Origin of the sequence: Pseudomonas sp. St29 (assembly GCF_001547915.1) — a bacterium.
Lineage (GTDB): Bacteria > Pseudomonadota > Gammaproteobacteria > Pseudomonadales > Pseudomonadaceae > Aquipseudomonas.
The window spans coordinates 2,122,945-2,141,701 of record NZ_AP014628.1 but is presented as its reverse complement, the minus strand read 5'-3'; the positions used below and the strand labels follow the sequence as shown (position 1 = coordinate 2,141,701).

Here is an 18,757-nt window from a genome sequence, read left to right as displayed (position 1 = left end):
GACAGCGTCGCACGGGGGATTTTTTGTCTGCACCCTGGAGCGGGTTGCACGGAACCTAGAAGGTCACTTCCAGGTTCAGGGTGGGCGCCGAGGTCCGCGTGCCACGTCCGCCGTCCACCCCGAACTTGTTATGCCAGTACTCGTAGCCAACCCCCAGGTACAGGTTGGGCTTGACGTTCTTGCCCGGCAGCACGGCCACCATCAGCGAACTGCGCAGCAGGGTTTCCGGAGCGGTGTCGCGGTAGTTGTAGTCGTGGCCCTTTTCCCCGGTGTAGTTGATGAAACCCTGGAACTTGGCCGCGTGACTGCCGACTTCGAAAGGTCGCATCCAGGCCAGGTTGAGCAGGTAGGTGTCATCGAAGGTGTGGTCCGGATCCTTGGCCCCGGGGATCCCCGAATGGTTGTTTTCCTTGTAGTACAGCAAGCTCAGGTCAAGGACGCCGACGGTGTTGAACTTGAGGGTCGGACCGAAGACCAGGGCGCGCTTCTTCGCCGATCCCAGGTTGTTGTTGCGGCTGGCGTCAAACCCCAGGGTCAGCGCGTAGTCCTTGATCAGGCCGGTGCCCAGAGGCGTATCCAGGACCCGGGAGGCAAAGAGCTGGTGACGGTAGACACCGTAGACTTCGCTGCTGCCCTTGTCGGTGCCCTTGCGCGGATCGTCGCTATCGGAAAGCAGCACGTCCAGGTGCAGGTAGTTGCTGCCGTACTGGTAGCCGCTGGCGTGGGTGAAGCTGTAGATGCGCTTGCTGATGTAGTGCGGGTTGTTCGGATTGGTGAACTCCTTGCCGTACCGAAAGCCGACGCTGTTGTTCATCCACTCCAGGGCGGCCGCTTCCCCTGCTCCGATCAACGTCATCAGCAGGGTTGCGCCTTGTAATGCCTTTTTCATTTTTATTATGTCCTGTGGCGGTGTGGCGTTAGGCAGCTTCGCTGGCTGCCGACGGCACGCAGTATCGGCACAAGCGCCACAGGGCCCAAAGAACAGAATATCGACCAGGGCGCTGCCAAAACGGCAACAGCGCCTGTAACCATGGACTCAGAGCACCGGCTGGCCAAAGACCCGCTCGGCCCGTTCACGAATGGCGATCTCTTCGCTGAGCAGATGGGCCAGCGCCTCCACCGCGCTGGGCAGTTCGCGCCCGCTGCGGGCGTAGAGTCCCAGGTCGCTGTAGATCCCGCCCTGATCGCTCAGGGGGATGTGCACCAGTTCGCCCTTGCTCAGATCGGCCTCCACCCCGACCCGGGTCTGGAACGCCACGCCCATGTTGTGCCGGGCCATCTGCCGCGCCAGTTCCATGGAGTTGCTCTGCAACGGCGGCTTGTCCAGCAGCCCCAGGCGCTTGTGCAACGGCGCCAGCAGGTGATGGATCGACAGCTCGCTCTTGGCCAGGATCAGGCCGTGCTCGGCACAGGTGGCGAAGTTGACGCTGCCCCGCTCGGCCAGGGGATGGTCGGGACTGACCAGGGCCCCCAGGCGAAAATGCCCGACACTCAACGGGCGAATCTCCGGGGCGCGGGGCAAGGCGAAGGCCAAGCCCAGGTCGGCACGACTGTTGATCAAGGCCAGGGGAATCGATTGCGACCCCTGCACCGTGACGCCGATGGTCACCTGCGGATAGTGCTCGCGCATGCGCTTGAGCACCGAGGGCAGCAGGTCCACGGTGGCGCCTTCCACGGTGGCGATCTCGACGTGCCCGCTGCGCAAGCCACGCAGAGCGTCGAACTCCAGGCGCACCCGCTCCAGGTCCTGCAACACCAGATTGACGTGGCGACTGAGGATCTCCCCGGCCAGGGTCAGGCGCAGGCCACCGGGCAAGCGCTCGAACAGCGGCGCCCCGATTTCGTCCTCGATCTTCAGAATCTGCCGGTTCACCGCCGAAGACGCGACATTCAGGCGCCGGGCCGCCTCGCGAATCGAATGGCAGCGCCGCACCATGTCGAAGTAATGGATGGCGGAGGAATGAATACGTAGCGTTCTGCCGCTCATGCCGCAGGCTCCTTGCGCAGGACCAGAGGCGCACGGACTCGCCTGCCATGCGCATTGAAGCAGGCACTGTATACAATACTTGCACAAAGTTAAAACAATCTGCCGGACGCGCCGGCCAACCTGAGGCCAAACAAAAATCCCCCGCTGCGCGAGCCGCGCGGCGGGGGATTTTCAGAGCGGATCCAGGCTTACAGCTTGGCGCTGGGCCGTCCCGGCTTCTTGGTCTGCAGCAGGTGCGAGAACACCGCGTGCAGGTCGTCCGAGGCGCTTTCCTCGTCGAGATTGAGCTTGCTGTCGATGTGATCCATGTGATGCATCATCAGGTTCACCGCCAGCTCGCCATCCCGGGCTTCGATGGCGTCGATCAGTTGAGTGTGCTCATCGTAGGAACAATGGGAGCGGTTGCCACTTTCATACTGGGCGATGATCAGCGAGGTCTGGGACACCAGGCTGCGCTGGAAGCTGATCAGCGGAGCATTCTTCGCCGCCTCGGCCAGCTTCAGGTGGAACTCCCCGGACAGGCGGATGCCGGCGCCACGATCACCCCGGGAAAAGCTGTCGCGTTCCTCGTTGACCATCTGCCGCAACTCCAGCAGTTGCTCGGCGGTGGCATGCTGCACCGCCAGCTCGGTGATGGCCCGCTCCACCAGGCGCCGGGCGAGGAATACCTGACGGGCTTCCTCGACACTCGGGCTGGCAACCACCGCCCCGCGATTGGGCCGCAGCAGCACCACGCCCTCATGGGCCAGGCGCGACAGGGCGCGACGGATGATGGTCCGGCTGACTCCGAATATTTCTCCCAACGCCTCCTCGCTCAACTTGGTGCCGGGCGCCAGGCGCTGCTCGAGGATGGCCTCAAAGATGTGCGCGTAGACAATATCGTCCTGGGTTCCGCTGCGACCGGCTTTGCCTGCTCGCGGTTGTTTCTTGAGAGGTTGCAACTGTTCGTTCATGGGCACTCGGGTCGGGAGGACTGCGGCGATTTCGGCGTGACTGTAATACGTCACGGTGGGTCGCTGGCAAGTATCGCGTTAAAACAGGGGCACATTGTACACAACCACTGGGGATCATTAGTAAAAAGTGTTAATGGCCCCCACACTCTTTCAGCGACTGTACGGCTATTTGTAGTCACGGCTGTATTGCAATGCAAAGTTGCTTTTAAGTTTAGGCTTGAACCCTGACCCCCTTCACCGGCCCATTGCTCGCGCATGATTCGAGCGATGTTCGCTGGACGTGGGTTTTGTGTCTTTCAAGAACAAGGAATAGCAGTAATGTCCGACGCCACACCCGCGCAATTACGCCCCCTGGCGGACACTTCGCCCTCAGCCATCGTGGCCGGTTTCATCGCCATGATGACCGGCTACACCAGTTCGCTGGTGCTGATGTTCCAGGCCGGACAAGCCGCCGGCCTGACCAGCGGTCAGATTTCTTCGTGGATATGGGCCATTTCCATTGGCATGGCGATCTGCAGCATCGGCCTGTCCCTGCGCTATCGCACCCCGATCACCATTGCCTGGTCGACACCGGGCGCCGCCCTGCTGATCACCAGCCTGTCCGGCGTCACCTACGGCGAAGCCATCGGCGCCTACATCACCTGTGCCGTGCTGGTTACCCTGTGCGGGCTCACCGGCAGCTTCGAGCGCCTGGTGAAAAAGATCCCGGCTTCCCTGGCAGCGGCCCTGCTGGCGGGGATCCTGTTCAAGATCGGCAGCGAGATTTTCGTCGCCGCCCAGCACCGCACCGGCCTGGTCCTGGGGATGTTCTTCACCTACCTGGTGGTCAAGCGCCTGTCGCCGCGCTACGCGGTGCTGGCCGCGCTGCTGATCGGCACGGCCCTGTCGGGCGCCATGGGCCTGCTGGACTTCAGCGGCTTTCACCTGGAAGTGGCGACACCGGTCTGGACCACGCCACACTTCTCCCTGGCGGCCACCATCAGCATCGGCATTCCCCTGTTCGTGGTAGCCATGACCTCGCAGAACATGCCCGGGATCGCCGTACTGCGGGCCGACGGCTACAAGGTTCCGGCCTCGCCGCTGATCACCGCCACCGGCTTTGCCTCGCTGCTGCTGGCGCCATTCGGCTCCCATGGCATCAACCTAGCGGCCATCAGCGCCGCCATCTGCACCGGGCCCCACGCCCATGAAGATCACGGCAAGCGCTACACCGCGGCGGTGTGGTGCGGGATTTTCTACGGCATTGCCGGGGTCTTTGGCGCCACCCTGGCCGCGCTGTTCGCGGCCCTGCCCAAGGAGCTGGTGCTGTCCATCGCCGCCCTGGCACTGTTCGGCTCGATCATCAACGGCTTGAGCATCGCCATGAGTGAAGTGAAGGAGCGCGAGGCCGCGTTGATCACCTTCATGGTCACGGCCTCGGGGCTGACGCTGTTTTCCATTGGCTCGGCGTTCTGGGGAATTGTCGCCGGGGTGATCACCTTGATGATTCTGAATTGGCGCAGTGCCTGAAGGGCTTTGCCGGCCAATAGCGCCCACGACGAAACCCGGGGCTGGCCCGTGGCAGTGGCGAGAAACACAAGGGAAAATTCGACAGGCCGCCCAAGCAGGACAGCAACGCATGAGCGGCCCGGACGGGCCGCTCATGCATGACATCACGCGACTGGGTTGATCGCGTTGTCCGGGTACCAGACGTCCAGCAGCGGGCTGACTTCAACGTTGGTCAGCTCGGTGCGTGCCTTGAGCCAGGCTTCAACGGTGGCGCGCTGCTCTTCGCTCACGGAACCGCGCTTGCTCAGGCAAACCAGACCGAAGTCGTCGCCGCCTACATAGCCCAGGCCGTTGGCTTCCATCGCTTCTTTGAGGAATGCGTCGAGGAAAGCGTCAATAGCTTCGTCAGCCAGATCTTCTTTGAAATCCAGGTTCAGCTCAAAACCCAGCTCCTGAAATTCATCTACGCAGAGTTTTTTGCGCAGACGGCGGGAACGGTTAGTGGCCATGGAACAATCCTCATAAGTAATAACGGGCGGCACTTTACCAGTTTAGGCGGGCGATTGCCTGACTCTATGAGGACGCGGTCGTGCCATTGGTAAAAAAAATACCGCCCCGGCGGGCCGTGGCACGGCACAAGCCGCTATACCTTGGGGCATAATGCCGACACTTTCATGACCACTGAGGGATTTTATCTGCATGCCCTCGCCTTTTTTCCCCTCGACTGCAGGGTTCAATTTCATATGATCAAATCGTTGCGTCCTCTTCTGCTGGCCAGTGTTTTCCTCCCCCTGGCCTTCCCCGCCTCCGCGGCCCCGGTCAACACCACCCTGACACCCAAGGTTCAACAAGCCCTCAAAGCCAGCAAACTCCCGGACAACGCCCTGTCGCTGGTGATGATTCCGCTGAACGGCCCGGGCACCCCGACGATTTTCAACGCCGATGTATCCGTCAACCCGGCCTCCACCATGAAGCTGGTCACCACCTACGCGGCCCTGGAAATGCTCGGCCCGACCCACCAGTGGAAGACCGAGTTCTACACCGACGGCACCCTCAGCGGCGGCATCCTCAATGGCAACCTGTACCTCAAGGGCGGCGGCGACCCCAAGCTGAACATGGAAAAGCTCTGGCTTTTGATGCGCGACCTGCGAGCCAATGGCGTGCAGCAAGTCACCGGCGACCTGGTGCTGGATCGCAACTACTTCGTGCAACCGCAACTGCCGGAATTCAATGACGACGGCAATGACGAGAACAAACCCTTCCTGGTCAAGCCCGATGCGCTGATGGTCAACCTCAAGGCCCTGCGCTTTGTCGCCCGCAACGATTCCGGGCGCGTACTGGTGTCGGTGGAGCCGCCGATCGCCAAGATCCGCATCGACAATCAGGTCAAGGCGGTCAACACCAAGCAATGCACCGGTGACGTGCGCTACAACCCGGTCACCCAGGCCGATGGCAGCGTAATCGTCACCGTCGGTGGCCAGTTGGGCGATGGCTGCAGCTCCCAGACCTACCTGTCGCTGCTGGACCACGCCACCTACACCGCCGGCGCGGTGCGGGCGATCTGGAGCGAACTGGGCGGCAGCATCCAGGGCCAGGACCGCCTGGCGGTGGTGCCCAAGGACGCCAAGGTGCTGGCCCGGGCCTTCTCTCCGGACCTGGCGGAAATCATCCGCGACATCAACAAGTACAGCAACAACACCATGGCCCAGCAGTTGTTCCTGAGCCTGGGAGCCAAGTACCGCAATGAAGCCGATGGCGATGACGCCAAGGCCGCCCAGCGCGTAGTGCGCCAGTGGCTGGCGAAGAAAGGCATCACCGCGCCGCACCTGGTGATGGAGAACGGCTCCGGCCTGTCCCGTGCCGAACGGGTCAGCGCCCGGGAAATGGCCGGCCTGCTGCAAGCGGCGTGGAAGAGTCCCTACGCCGCCGAGTTCATCAGTTCGATGCCGATTGCCGGCATGGACGGCACCATGCGCAAGCGCCTCAAGCGCACCGCCATGTCCGGTGAAGCCCACATCAAGACCGGCACCCTGAACACCGTCCGCGCCATTGCCGGCTACAGCCGCGATGACAACGGCAACACCTGGGCGGTGGTTGCCATCCTCAACGATCCACGGCCGTTCGGTGCCTCTTCGGTGCTGGATCAGGTGCTGCTGGATCTGTATCGCCAGCCCAAACTGGCCACCAGCGCTTCGCCGCTGTAACGCCCCGGGCCGACGGCGGCGGCCCCGCGTCGCCGTCGCCGTTCAGGGAAACTCGGCCTGAACCCGGTCGCGGCCGGCCTGCTTGGCGGCATAGACCCCGGAGTCGGCCCGCAACAGCAAGCCATCGGCCCCCTCGCCCTCGCGCCAGCTGGCGATACCGAAACTGGCGGTGACCCTGCCCACCGGCGCGATCGGCGAACTGCGCAAGCCTTGCCACAGCTCCTGGGCCAGGATCAGCGCCTGGCGGGCGCTGGTGTCCGGGCACAGAACCATGAACTCCTCGCCCCCCAGACGGCAGAACACATCGGTGCGTCGCAGCCGCCGGCCAATGCGCTCGCACAGCCCGCGCAGCACCTGGTCCCCCACGCCGTGGCCGTACTGGTCGTTGATCCGCTTGAAGTGGTCGACATCCAGCATGATCACCGCCATTTCACCGCCACCCCGCTCCAGGCGCTGCATTTCGCTCTGCAACTGCTCCTGGAAATAGCGCCGGTTGTGAATTCCGGTCAGCGAATCGGTGACCGACAAGGCCCGCAGTTCTTCCTCGACCCGCTTGAGATCGGAGATATCCGAGATATAGCCGTGCCATAGAACCCCACCACCACTCAGGCTTTCCGGGGTCGCCGCCCCGCGCATCCAGCGCAGCCCCCGTTGCGGCAGGCAGACCCGGTATTCCTCGCGCCATGGACTCAACTGCTGGGCGGAAATCCGGATCGACTCGCGTACCCGTTGCACATCCTCGGGATGGATCCGCCCAAACACCGCCTCGGCATCCTCCTGCAGCAACTGCGGCTCGATCTCGTAGATCTCGCGAATGCCATCGCTGGCGTAGGTAAAGCTGGCATGGCCATCGGCGTCCAGCTTGAACTGATAGATGCCGCCGGGAACATGGGCACTGAGCCTGTTCAGCAACCGGTTCCTGGCCGCCAGGGCTTCATGCACCCGCTTACGCTCGGTGATATCGATGCAGATCGCCAGGTGGCCGATCCACAGCCCCTGATCGTCCAGCACCGGGGTCGCCAGCATGTTCACTTGCAGGTGGCTGCCGTCGCGTCGCACCAGGGTCCATTCCCGGGCCTCATGCCCACCGGCCATGCCCTCTTCCACCAGCATCGCCCGGGACACCTCGATGGGCTTGCCATAGCGCTGGCTGAGGCTGTGGGCCCATGCTTCCAGCTCCTGGGGCAGGTGCAGGCTTTCCAGGGTCAAGTGGCCCACCGCCTCGCTGCTGCGGTAACCCAGCATCTGCTCGGCGCCGGCGTTGAAGGTGCTGATGACCCCGCGCAAGTCGGTGGCGATGATCGCCACCTGGGTGGCGGCATTGAGCACGCTGCGCAACTGACTGTGGGTCCCGCGCAGCTCCTGCTCGCGACTGCGCAGCTCACCGGTGCGCTGTTCGACCAGGGCCAGGGCCCGTTGCCGCTGACTCACCAGCACGTAGAGCAAGGCGCTGAGCAGCAGGCTGAGCAGGCTGCCGAGGATCACCAGGCTGGTCAATGAAGAATGATTGGCATGCAGGAACGCCGCGCTGGGGCGGATTTCCACTTGATAATCCCGATCCGCCAGCCGCAGCAGACGGCTGGCACTCAGGTGACTGGTGACCGGCAGGTTGTTCGATTCATACAGCACCTCATGCTGGCCCTCGGCGGACAGATCGAGGATCCGCACCGACAGGTTGTCACTGGCCGAGGCCGGCAAGCCGTCCGCCACCAGTTGCCGCAGGCTGATCACCGCCAGCACATAGCCATAGGGCCTGCCCTGGGGCGATGGGTCATCCAGGGCGCGCCTGACCGGCGCCGCCAGCAGCACCCCGCGGGCATAGGCCGGATCCACCGCCACCAGATGCATCGGCGGCGAAACCGCCAGGCCATTGAGCACCCGGGCACGCTCCAGCGTGGCCCGACGCAGCGGCTGGGCCAGCAGGTCATACCCCAGGGGCGAGCCCAAGGGGCTCTGGGTCTGGCTGTAGAGCACCGGCGCGTACTCATCCTGGTCACCGGCCGGCTCCATCTGCCCCGCCGCGTTCAGTTGCACGATGGCAAATCCCGGCTGTCCCTCACGGCGCACCGCCTGCTCGAAATCCGCCCGCTGGGCACGACTGATCAGCGGCGCAAAGGCATAGGCCTGAGTACGACGCAGCAGAGGCTTGGCGTACCCCTCGAAGTCTTGGCGAGTCACATGATCGGAATTGACAAAGAAACGCCGCAAACCGTCCAGGCGTTGCTCCTGGTCTTGAAAGCGCTCTTCGATGCGGCTGTAGCGTTCGCTGACCAGCAACTGAAAGCGCTGGCGCAACTGCTGCTTGTTCAGGTTGTAGGTGGACCAAGCCAAGAGTCCGGTGAGAATGCTGCCCGCGAGCAACACCAGCACCGCCACCAGCCAGGCCGAGACCTCTTCACTAATGAAACCCAGGATTTTCGGGCGTACCACATGCAACGGCATAAGTAGAACTCATCACGCCAGCGAGTTTGGGTGTCATCCGGATCAAGTGAGAGTTATAGCCATTAGCCATTAATTTGACCAGCGCTAAACAGCCTCCAAAGCCCGAAAAATCGGGCCTTGGGGGACTTATCCGGCCATCAGCGGGCGGTGATTTTCCAGGCCCGGTGAATCTTGCTGTTGCGGGCAAAATCCGGGTCGATGGTTTTTGCCGTGATCTCTTCGACCTGATAACGCGTCGCGAGGTTCTCATCCAACTGGAACTTGCGGAAGTTGTTGGAGAAGTACAGCACGCCACCCGGGGCCAGGCGCGCCATGGCCAGGTCCAGCAACTGCACCTGGTCGCGCTGCACGTCGAACACCCCTTCCATGCGCTTGGAGTTGGAGAAGGTCGGCGGGTCGATGAAGATCAGGTCGAACTCGTCGCGGCAGCTGTCCAGCCAGGCCATCACGTCGCCCTGCTCCAGACGGTTCTTGTCGGAGAAACCGTTGAGCGAGAAGTTGCGTCGCGCCCAGTCCAGGTAGGTTTTCGACAGGTCGACACTGGTGGTGCTGCGCGCCCCGCCCTTGGCCGCATGCACGCTGGCCGTGGCGGTGTAGCAGAACAGATTGAGGAAGCGCTTGCCGGCGGCCTCCTGCTGAATCCGCATGCGCATCGGCCGGTGATCGAGGAACAGCCCGGTATCCAGGTAGTCGGTGAGGTTCACCAGCAGCTTGACCCCGCCTTCGCGGACTTCGGTGAACTGGCCCTGGGCACTCTGGCGCTCGTATTGCTTGGTGCCGCTCTGACGCTCGCGACGCTTGATCACCACCCGGCTCTTGTCCACGTTCAGCGCCTGGGGAATCGCCGCCAGGGCATCGAACAGACGGGCCTGGGCCTTCTCCGGGTCCACCGACTTGGGCGCCGCGTATTCCTGCACATGCACCCAGTCCTGATACAGATCGATGGCCAGGGAGTATTCCGGCATGTCGGCATCGTAGACCCGGTAGCACTCGACGCCTTCGCGCTTGGCCCATTTGCCCAGCTGCTTGAGGTTCTTCTGCAAGCGGTTGGCGAACATCTGCCCGCCTTCGCTCAAGCGTGCCTGTTCGACCACCGGGGCCGGAGCCGGTGCCGGCTTGATCGGATTGCCATTCTTGTTGAACTGGCGCACTGGTGCCTCGTCCACGGCGGCCTGGGCCTGCTCGCGTTCCACCTGACGCTGTTCGGCGGTGCGCCGCTCGCCGGTGACGAACTGATCCGGCAGGACCTTGATCAGCAACAGCTTGCACGGCAAGGCGCCGTTCCAGAACGAGTACTGCTTGTGGCTGCGGATGCCCATGCGCTTGCCCAGGTCCGGAGCGCCGGTGAACACCGCCGCCTCCCAGTTGAGACAGGCCTGACGCAGGCGCTCACCGAGGTTCTGGTAGAGGTACAGCAGGCTGGCCTCATCACCCAGGCGCTCGCCGTAGGGCGGGTTGCAGATCACCAGGCCTTTCTGGTTCTGGTCCGGACGCGGTTCGAAGGTGCCGACTTCACCCTGATAGATCTTGATCCAATCGCTCAGGCCGGCACGCTCGACGTTGTTGCGACCCGGCTGGATCAGGCGCGGATCGGCCTCATAACCACGGATCCACAACGGCGGCCTGGCCAGGCCGGCCTGGGCCCGGGCCAGCGCTTCGTCATGCAGCTTGCGCCACAGCGCCGGCACGTGGCCGAGCCAGGCGGTGAAGCCCCACTGCTCGCGCTTGAGGTTGGGCGCGATGTCGGCGGCGATCATCGCGGCTTCCACCAGGAAGGTGCCGACACCGCACATCGGGTCGGCCAGGGCGCCGCCCTGGGCGGCAATACGTGGCCAGCCGGCACGGATCAGGATCGCCGCCGCCAGGTTTTCCTTGAGCGGCGCGGCGCCTTGCTGCAGACGATAGCCACGCTGGTGCAGGCTGTGGCCGGACAGGTCCAGGGAGAGAATGGCTTCGCCGCGATCCAGGCGCAGGTGGATGCGCAAATCCGGGTTGAGCTTGTCCACCGAAGGACGCTCGCCGGTCGGGGTGCGCAGTTTGTCGACGATGGCGTCCTTGACCTTCAACGCGCCGAAGTGGGTGTTGTCGATCCCCGAACCATGGCCGCTGAATTCCACCGCCAGGGTGCCGTCAGCCAGCATGTGGTCCTGCCAGTCGACGTCCAGCACGCCGTGGTAGAGGTCCTCGGCATCCTTCATCGGGAAGCGCTTGAGCACCAGCAGCACCCGGTTGGCCAGGCGCGACCACAGGCACAGGCGATAGGCCGTCTCCATGTCGGCCATGCCGCGCACGGCAGAAGTGTGCTCACGCGCTTGCTCAAGGCCAAGCCCGACGGCTTCCTCGATCAGCAGGCCTTCAAGGCCTTTGGGGCAGGTGAGGAAGAGTTCGTAACGATCCGACATGGGAGTACCAGGGCCTTTGGCAATAAGTGAACGGGCAACGCATCGCCCGCTCGGTTTTCAATCAAGCGCTTTTCTTCAAGAGCGCTCGTGTGGCACGAAACTGTGCCGTCCCACCCCGGCAGGCAGGCTTTCTTGCAGGGCAAAAGAGCTTTGAGGCCGGGACAGATAAAAAGTCAGGGCAACAAAATGACATAAGTCGACCCTTCGTCGAATAGTAGTTGAGTGCAACCGTTCGACATTCTCACTAAAGCATTAACCTCATCATCTAGTCAGAGGCTGATCACACCGGGCTTCGCCTGACAAACAGGCGACAAAACCACTCCCGGCTTATGGCCTGGACAGCAATATCGTTACGTCCTTATGACAAAACGATCATTCACTTGCTGTGACCTATTGGTTAGAACTCACCACAGGTTGACGCCGCAATGACGTCAACATCAAAGCTCGCCACGCCGGCAGCGAGCACCAACGGCAGAGACATTCTGCCCGACCTCAGAAGAAGGTCGACGGGACATAAAGCAGTCAACAAGTGAGGGAAACACCCTATGAGAAGACTAAAGCGTGATCCGTTGGAAAGAGCATTTTTACGCGGATATCAGTATGGCGTTAATGGCAAGTCCCGTGAGCTTTGCCCATTTACTCTACCGTCGGTACGCCAAGCCTGGATCAACGGCTGGCGCGAAGGACGCGGCGACAACTGGGACGGTATGACAGGCACTGCGGGCATCCACAGACTCAACGAACTTCGCGCTGTCGGCTGATCAGGGCACATTCCGACACCTACAACTTGAATAGATGACGACTTAACCACGCACGCCCCATCCGGGCGGCGGGCTTCGGCCCAGGGGCTCCTTCGAGGAGCCCTTTTTTATGCCTGCCGTCCTTCCCCTCTCAGCCCATGGCCGCGATAGCGTCCACCGACTCGCGAATCAACGCCGGGCCCTTATAGATGAAGCCCGAATACAGCTGCACCAGGCTGGCACCCGCGGCGATTTTCTCAGCCGCGTGCTTGCCTTCGGTGATGCCGCCCACGGCAATGATCGGCAAACGGCCGGCCAGCTCGGCGGCAAGCACCTTGACCGTGTGGGTGCTCTTGTCGCGCACCGGCGCGCCAGACAGCCCGCCCGCCTCATCACCATGCTCCAGGCCTTCGACGCCTTCGCGACTCAAGGTGGTGTTGGTGGCGATCACCGCATCCATGCCGGTTTCCAGCAAGGCCCGGGCCACTTCCACGGTTTCTTCGTCACTCATGTCCGGAGCGATCTTGATCGCCAGCGGCACCCGCTTGCCGTGGATAACCGCCAGCTCCTGCTGGCGCCGGCTCAGGGCCGCCAAAAGCTGCTTGAGCGACTCGCCAAATTGCAGGCTGCGCAGCCCCGGCGTGTTGGGCGAGCTGACGTTGACCGTGACATAGCTGGCATGGGCGTAGACCTTGTCCAGGCAGATCAGGTAGTCGTCCACCGCCCGCTCCACCGGGGTATCGAAGTTCTTGCCGATATTGATCCCCAGCACGCCCTTGTATGACGAAGCGGCAACCCGCGCCAGCAGGTTATCGCCCCCCAGGTTGTTGAAGCCCATGCGATTGATGATGGCTTCGGCCTGGGGCAGGCGGAAGATCCGCGGCTTGGGGTTGCCCGGCTGCGGACGCGGGGTGACGGTGCCGATCTCGACAAAACCGAAACCCAGCTGGGCAAAGCCGTCGATGGCCGCACCGTTCTTGTCCAGGCCGGCGGCCAGCCCCACCGGGTTGGCAAACTCCAGGCCCATGACCTTGACCGGCAACTGGGCCGGCGCCTTGCACAGCAGACCGTTAAGCCCCAAACGCCCGCCCGCACCGATCAGGTCCAGGGACAGATCGTGGGAGGTTTCCGGGGAGAGTTTGAACAGCAGCTGGCGGGCCAGGGTATACATGGGCGGGATGAACTCGGTTGGCGGCGAAATTGGCCGCCGATTATAGCCGCGCCCGGGGCTTGCAGGCGAGGCGCACAAGCAAATCCCCGGCAATGGCATATGCCTTGCACCCCTTTTGCGCATCAAACCCGAGCCAATGGCGGCCCGGGCTCAAGGACAACGGCGTCGTCACCTGCGCGGGCTTGGCCCGGCCTGCGGGTACGACGCTTTTTTATGCAAGGTGCCCCGTCATGACTGAACGCCCCAACACCCCGCTGGCCTGGGTCAACGGCAGCGATGCCCCGGAAAAGTCCGCCATCGACCTGGGCTTCATGGCCCTGACCGATTGCGCCTCGGTGGTGGTTGCCGCCACCCAGGGCTTCGCCCAGCCCTACGGACTGACCCTGAACCTCAAGCGCCAGAGTTCCTGGGCCAGCCTGCGGGACAAGCTGGTGAGCGGCGAACTGGATGCCGCTCACAGCCTGTACGGCCTGATCTACGCGGTGCACCTGGGCATCGGCGGGACCAGCCCCTGCGACATGGCGGTGCTCATGGGCCTGAACCAGAACGGCCAGAGCATCAACCTGTCCCGCGAGCTGCAGGCCCTCAAGGTGACCAGCCCTGAAGCACTCGACCGCCACGTGCACCAAAGCCGGGCGCGCCTGACCTTCGCCCAGACCTTCCCCACCGGCACCCACGCCATGTGGCTCTACTACTGGCTGGCCAGCCAGGGCATCCACCCGCTGCAGGATGTCGACAGCGTGGTGGTGCCGCCGCCGCAGATGGTCGCCCACCTGCAGGCCGGGCGCATCGACGGTTTCTGTGTCGGCGAGCCGTGGAGCGCCAGCGCGGTGCAGCAGGACCTGGGCTTCACCCTGGCCACCAGCCAGGCGATCTGGCCCGACCACCCGGAAAAGGTCCTCGGCTGCACCCGCGCCTTCGTCGAGCAATACCCCAACACCGCCCGCGCCCTGGTGATGGCGATCCTCGAAGCCAGCCGCTTCATCGAGCAAAGTCCGGAAAACCGCCGCAGCACCGCCCAGCTCCTGAGCGCCGCCGACTACCTGAATGCCCCGCTGGCCTGCATCGAACCGCGACTGCTGGGGGACTACGCCGACGGCCTGGGCAATCGCTGGCAGGACCCTCATGCCCTGCGCTTTCACCAGCACGGCACCGTCAACCTGCCCTACCTGTCCGACGGCATGTGGTTCATGACCCAGTTCCGCCGCTGGGGCCTGCTACGCGAGGACCCGGACTACCTCGGCGTCGCGCGCCAGGTGCAACAGCTGGAGCTGTACCGCGAAGCCGCTGGCGCGCTGGGCATCGCCGCCTGGGGCCAGGACATGCGCAGCAGCCAACTGATCGACGGCAAGGTCTGGGACGGTTCACAGCCTGCCGCCTATGCCCGCAGCTTCCGTCTGCACGCCCTCAACGACTCACCGTCCCTTGTCGCCCAGCGCTGACCGGAGCCCGCCACCATGCTGCGTATCCTGCTGATCAACGACACCGCGAAGAAAGTCGGCCGGCTCAAGGCTGCTCTGAGCGAGGCCGGCTTCGAGGTGATCGACGAATCCGGCCTGACCATCGATCTGCCCGGACGCGTCGAAACAGTGCGTCCGGACGTGATCCTGATCGATACCGAGTCACCCAGCCGCGACGTCATGGAGCAAGTGGTGCTGGTCAGCCGCGACCAGCCCCGGCCCATCGTGATGTTCACCGACGAACACGACCCGGGGGTGATGCGCCAGGCGATCAAGTCCGGGGTCAGCGCCTATATCGTCGAAGGCATCCAGGTCCAGCGCCTGCAACCCATCCTCGACGTGGCCATGGCGCGCTTTGAAAGCGACCAGGCCCTGCGCGCGCAACTCCAGGCCCGGGACCAGCAATTGGCCGAACGCAAGCGCATCGAACTGGCCAAGGGCCTGCTGATGAAAATGAAGGACTGCGACGAAGAACAGGCCTACACCCTGATGCGCCGCCAGGCCATGAGCAGGCAGCAGAAACTGATCCAGGTGGCGGAACAGATCATCGCCATGCAGGAACTGCTGGGCTGACCTGCGCCCCGTAGGAGCCGGCTTGCCGGCGAATAGGCCTCTGAACCTTGTGCCAGTCTTGAGGGCGCCTTCGCTGGCAAGCCAGCTCCTACAGCGAGCCTGCCCATGCCAGCCAACATGGCCGCCGGTTGGCTCGGCTCTTGCTGTCAAATCCACAACGGTAACCAACGGCGGTTGCCCACCTACGACAAAGACGTCGCGCGCCCTGCTCGCCCACCGCGAGCCGGACGCCGACGTCTTTGTCGTTCTGGCCCCACTGAACGGGGCCGGTGGCGCGGCTGCACGGCGCTCCACCTGCAAGCTCATGACGGCTCCAACGACCCCTATCAGCTGAGGTGCGCGATGAATTCAAGCTTCTGGAAATCCGGCCATACCCCGACCCTGTTTGCAGCCTTCCTGTATTTCGACCTGAGCTTCATGGTCTGGTACCTGCTGGGCCCTCTGGCGGTGCAGATCGCCGCCGATCTGCACCTGAGCACCCAGCAACGCGGCCTGATGGTGGCGACGCCAATCCTCGCCGGTGCGGTGCTGCGCTTCATCATGGGCCTGCTGGCCGACCGCCTGTCACCGAAAACCGCCGGCCTGATCGGCCAGGTGATAGTCATCGGCGCCCTGTTCGTGGCCTGGAAACTGGGCATCCACAGCTATGAACAAGCATTGTTGCTGGGGGTGTTCCTCGGCATGGCCGGTGCTTCCTTCGCAGTGGCCCTGCCCCTGGCCTCGCAATGGTATCCGCCGCAACACCAGGGCAAGGCCATGGGCATCGCCGGTGCCGGCAACTCCGGCACCGTGTTCGCCGCCCTGATCGCCCCGCTGCTGGCGGCGGCTTTCGGCTGGAGCAATGTCTTCGGCTTCGCCCTGATCCCGCTGATCCTGACCCTGGCGCTGTTCGCCTGGCTGGCGCGAAACGCTCCCGAGCGCCCTCGCGCCAAGTCCATCGGCGACTACTTCAAGGCCCTGGGCGACCGTGACAGCTGGTGGTTCATGTTTTTCTACAGCGTGACCTTCGGCGGCTTCATCGGCCTGGCCAGCGCCCTGCCCGGCTACTTCAACGACCAGTACGGCCTGAGCCCGGTGACCGCCGGCTACTACACCGCCGCCTGCGTCTTCGGCGGCAGCCTGATGCGCCCCCTGGGCGGCGCCCTGGCCGACCGCTTCGGCGGCATCCGCACCTTGCTGGCGATGTACGGCGTGGCCGTGGTGTGCATCGCCGCCGTGGGTTTCAACCTGCCCAGCTCCTACGCCGCACTGGCCTTGTTCGTCTGCACCATGCTGGGCCTGGGCGCGGGCAATGGCGCGGTGTTTCAACTGGTGCCGCAGCGCTTTCGCCGGGAAATCGGGGTCATGACCGGGCTGATCGGCATGGCCGGGGGCATCGGCGGTTTCGCCCTGGCCGCGGGCATGGGCGCCATCAAGCAGAGCAGCGGCAGCTACCAACTGGCCCTGTGGCTGTTCGCCAGCCTCGGAGTCCTGGCCTGGTTCGGCCTGCATGGGGTCAAGCGCCGCTGGAGAACCACCTGGGGCTCCGCTGCCGTCACCGCGGCACGGGTCTGAGCAGGTCATGGGCCTGCAACTGAGCCACGCCGAGGCCAGCGCCAGCGGCCCGCGGGCGGAGAACCAGGACGCCCTGCGCCGGGTCACCCCGGCGCCGGAGCTGGCCGCCAGCAAAGGGCTGCTGTTCGCCATCGCCGATGGCGTCAGCCAATGTGCCGATGGCGGCCTCGCAGCGCGTTCCAGCCTGCAGGCCCTGGCCCTGGACTACTACGCCACCCCGCAGACCTGGGCCGTGGCCGAAGCCCTGGAACGCCTGCTGAGCGCGCAGAATCGCTGGCTCCAGGCCAATGGCGGCGGCCAGCCTCTGCTCACCACCCTCAGCGCCCTGGTGTTGCGAGGGCAGCGCTTCACCCTGGCCCATGTCGGCGACTGCCGGGTCTATCGCTGGCACCAGCAGCAACTGCAACGCATCAGCCAGGACCATGTCTGGGAGCAACCGGGCATGCAGCATGTGCTCAAGCGCGCCCTGGGCCTGGACCAGCACCTGGTGGTGGATTTTCTCGATGGCGAACTGCGCCAGGGCGAATGCTTCCTGATGCTCAGCGACGGCGTCTGGGCCACCCTGGGCGACAGCGCCATCGCCGCCATCCTGCGCGACCAGCCGGACCTGGACCGCGCGGTGGCCACCCTGGTCAGTGCCGCGCACCTGGCCGGCAGCCAGGACAATGCCAGCGCACTGCTGGTGCGGGTCGACGCACTGGGGGAACGCAGCATTGGCGATGCCCTGCTGCACCTGCGGCAATGGCCCCTGCCACCGCCGCTGAAACCGGGGCAGCAGTTCGAGGGCTGGCAGGTCGAGGCACTGCTCAACCACAGCCGGCAAGCGCTGCTGTATCGGGTGCGTGACGAACAGCAACAGGCCTGGCTGCTGAAAACCCTGCCGGCGGCCCTGCACGACGACCGGGCGGCCTGCCAGGGGTTGCTCTCCGAGGAGTGGCTGCTGCGCCGCGTGGCCGGGCGGCACTTTCCCCAGGTGCACGGCGGCACGGCGCGCCAGCACCTGTATTACCTGATGCGCGAATACCCCGGGCGCACCCTGCAACAGCTGTTTCGCCACAGCGGCCCTTTGCCCCTGGACCAGTGGCAATCCCTGGCCGAGCGCCTGTTGCGGGCCGTTGGCCTGCTGCACCGGCGGCAGATCCTGCATCGCGACATCAAGCCGGACAACCTGCTGCTGGGGGACGACGGCGAACTGCGGATTCTGGATTTCGGCCTGGCCTACTGCCCGGGCTTGTCGGCGGACCCGGCGCACCTGCTGCCCGGCACCCCGGGCTACATCGCCCCGGAAGCCTTCACCGGCGAACCTCCGAGCCCGCAACAGGACCTCTATGCGGTGGGCGTCAGCCTGTATTACCTGCTGACCGGGCACTACCCCCACGGCGAGATCGAAGCCTTCCAGCGCCCGCGCTTCGGCACCGCGGTGCCTCCCAGCCGCTATCGCCCGGACCTGCCGGAATGGCTGGAGCAAAGCCTGGAACGCGGAGTCTGTGCCGACCCGGCCCAGCGCTATGAAACGGCGGAAGAATGGCTGCTGGCGCTGGAACAGGGTGAACGCCGCAGCCTGAGCCCCCGCCCGCGGCCCTGGCTGGAACGGGAGCCGCTGAAGGTCTGGCGAGGCATCGCCCTGCTCGCCCTGCTGCTGAACCTGATGTGGCTGCTGGCCCTGCTGCATCGCTGACGCCACCGGGTGGCGGGCACAACCTTTCAATCTCCCGATAACCTCCAGCGTACTCAGCCCCACCTACGCCTCCTGCGGAGCCGTTCGCAGCCTGCGGCAGCGGCT

General features: G+C 64.3%; 14 protein-coding genes. 7 read left to right on the top strand and 7 right to left on the bottom strand.

Features of this window, described 5'->3' with window-relative positions:
* Positions 1 to 55 precede the first annotated feature (55 nt).
* The 3 genes from PST29_RS09770 to PST29_RS09760 all read right to left on the bottom strand — a co-directional run bounded on the left by PST29_RS09770 (position 56) and on the right by PST29_RS09760 (position 2,940).
* Positions 56 to 889, bottom strand: a complete 834-nt coding sequence (locus tag PST29_RS09770; protein WP_060838305.1) for a hypothetical protein — start codon at positions 887 to 889, stop codon at positions 56 to 58.
* A gap of 147 nt (positions 890 to 1,036) precedes the next feature.
* The gene (locus PST29_RS09765; protein ID WP_060838304.1) at positions 1,037 to 1,987 is read right to left on the bottom strand and encodes a LysR family transcriptional regulator; all 951 of its coding nucleotides are present in this window, start codon (positions 1,985 to 1,987) and stop codon (positions 1,037 to 1,039) included.
* Positions 1,988 to 2,175: 188 nt separating this feature from the next.
* Positions 2,176 to 2,940, bottom strand: coding sequence for a GntR family transcriptional regulator (locus PST29_RS09760; protein ID WP_011060203.1), 765 nt, complete (start codon positions 2,938 to 2,940; stop codon positions 2,176 to 2,178).
* A gap of 318 nt (positions 2,941 to 3,258) precedes the next feature.
* On the opposite strand from PST29_RS09760, the gene PST29_RS09755 reads away from it, so the two are divergent.
* Positions 3,259 to 4,449 carry a benzoate/H(+) symporter BenE family transporter gene (locus tag PST29_RS09755; protein ID WP_060838303.1) on the top strand — a complete coding sequence of 397 codons (1,191 nt, stop codon included), beginning with the start codon at positions 3,259 to 3,261 and terminating at the stop codon, positions 4,447 to 4,449.
* 143 nt (positions 4,450 to 4,592) lie between these two features.
* On the opposite strand, the gene PST29_RS09750 is transcribed toward PST29_RS09755, so the two are convergent.
* Positions 4,593 to 4,937: a YggL family protein gene (locus tag PST29_RS09750; protein ID WP_047284881.1), complete on the bottom strand. Its 345-nt coding sequence runs from the start codon at positions 4,935 to 4,937 to the stop codon at positions 4,593 to 4,595.
* A gap of 234 nt (positions 4,938 to 5,171) precedes the next feature.
* Here PST29_RS09750 and dacB point away from each other — a divergent pair, with 234 nt between their 5' ends.
* Positions 5,172 to 6,632 carry a D-alanyl-D-alanine carboxypeptidase/D-alanyl-D-alanine endopeptidase gene (gene dacB, locus PST29_RS09745; RefSeq protein ID WP_060838302.1) on the top strand — a complete coding sequence of 487 codons (1,461 nt, stop codon included), beginning with the start codon at positions 5,172 to 5,174 and terminating at the stop codon, positions 6,630 to 6,632.
* A 42-nt stretch (positions 6,633 to 6,674) separates the two neighbouring features.
* On the opposite strand, the gene PST29_RS09740 is transcribed toward dacB, so the two are convergent.
* Both PST29_RS09740 and rlmKL read right to left on the bottom strand, forming a co-directional pair.
* Positions 6,675 to 9,074: a sensor domain-containing diguanylate cyclase gene (locus PST29_RS09740; RefSeq protein WP_060842934.1), complete on the bottom strand. Its 2,400-nt coding sequence runs from the start codon at positions 9,072 to 9,074 to the stop codon at positions 6,675 to 6,677.
* A gap of 137 nt (positions 9,075 to 9,211) precedes the next feature.
* Positions 9,212 to 11,476 (bottom strand): bifunctional 23S rRNA (guanine(2069)-N(7))-methyltransferase RlmK/23S rRNA (guanine(2445)-N(2))-methyltransferase RlmL, encoded by a 2,265-nt coding sequence (rlmKL, locus tag PST29_RS09735; protein ID WP_060842933.1) that lies wholly within the window; start codon positions 11,474 to 11,476, stop codon positions 9,212 to 9,214.
* A 545-nt stretch (positions 11,477 to 12,021) separates the two neighbouring features.
* Between rlmKL and rmf the strand changes: the two genes are divergently transcribed.
* Positions 12,022 to 12,237 carry a ribosome modulation factor gene (gene rmf, locus PST29_RS30805; protein WP_016965693.1) on the top strand — a complete coding sequence of 72 codons (216 nt, stop codon included), beginning with the start codon at positions 12,022 to 12,024 and terminating at the stop codon, positions 12,235 to 12,237.
* A gap of 130 nt (positions 12,238 to 12,367) precedes the next feature.
* Here rmf and PST29_RS09730 read toward each other — a convergent pair whose 3' ends face one another.
* Positions 12,368 to 13,387 (bottom strand): quinone-dependent dihydroorotate dehydrogenase, encoded by a 1,020-nt coding sequence (locus PST29_RS09730; RefSeq protein WP_060842932.1) that lies wholly within the window; start codon positions 13,385 to 13,387, stop codon positions 12,368 to 12,370.
* A gap of 230 nt (positions 13,388 to 13,617) precedes the next feature.
* Between PST29_RS09730 and PST29_RS09725 the strand changes: the two genes are divergently transcribed.
* The 4 genes from PST29_RS09725 (at position 13,618) to PST29_RS09710 (ending at position 18,652) form a co-directional block, all read left to right on the top strand.
* On the top strand, positions 13,618 to 14,829 hold the full coding sequence (locus PST29_RS09725; protein ID WP_060842931.1) for a CmpA/NrtA family ABC transporter substrate-binding protein: 1,212 nt from the start codon (positions 13,618 to 13,620) through the stop codon (positions 14,827 to 14,829).
* A 15-nt stretch (positions 14,830 to 14,844) separates the two neighbouring features.
* Positions 14,845 to 15,420: an ANTAR domain-containing response regulator gene (locus PST29_RS09720; protein ID WP_060838297.1), complete on the top strand. Its 576-nt coding sequence runs from the start codon at positions 14,845 to 14,847 to the stop codon at positions 15,418 to 15,420.
* 342 nt (positions 15,421 to 15,762) lie between these two features.
* Complete coding sequence (locus PST29_RS09715) at positions 15,763 to 16,974, top strand: nitrate/nitrite transporter (protein WP_060842930.1); 1,212 nt, start codon at positions 15,763 to 15,765, stop codon at positions 16,972 to 16,974.
* A 7-nt stretch (positions 16,975 to 16,981) separates the two neighbouring features.
* Positions 16,982 to 18,652, top strand: coding sequence for a bifunctional protein-serine/threonine kinase/phosphatase (locus PST29_RS09710; RefSeq protein ID WP_060842929.1), 1,671 nt, complete (start codon positions 16,982 to 16,984; stop codon positions 18,650 to 18,652).
* Positions 18,653 to 18,757 lie beyond the last annotated feature (105 nt).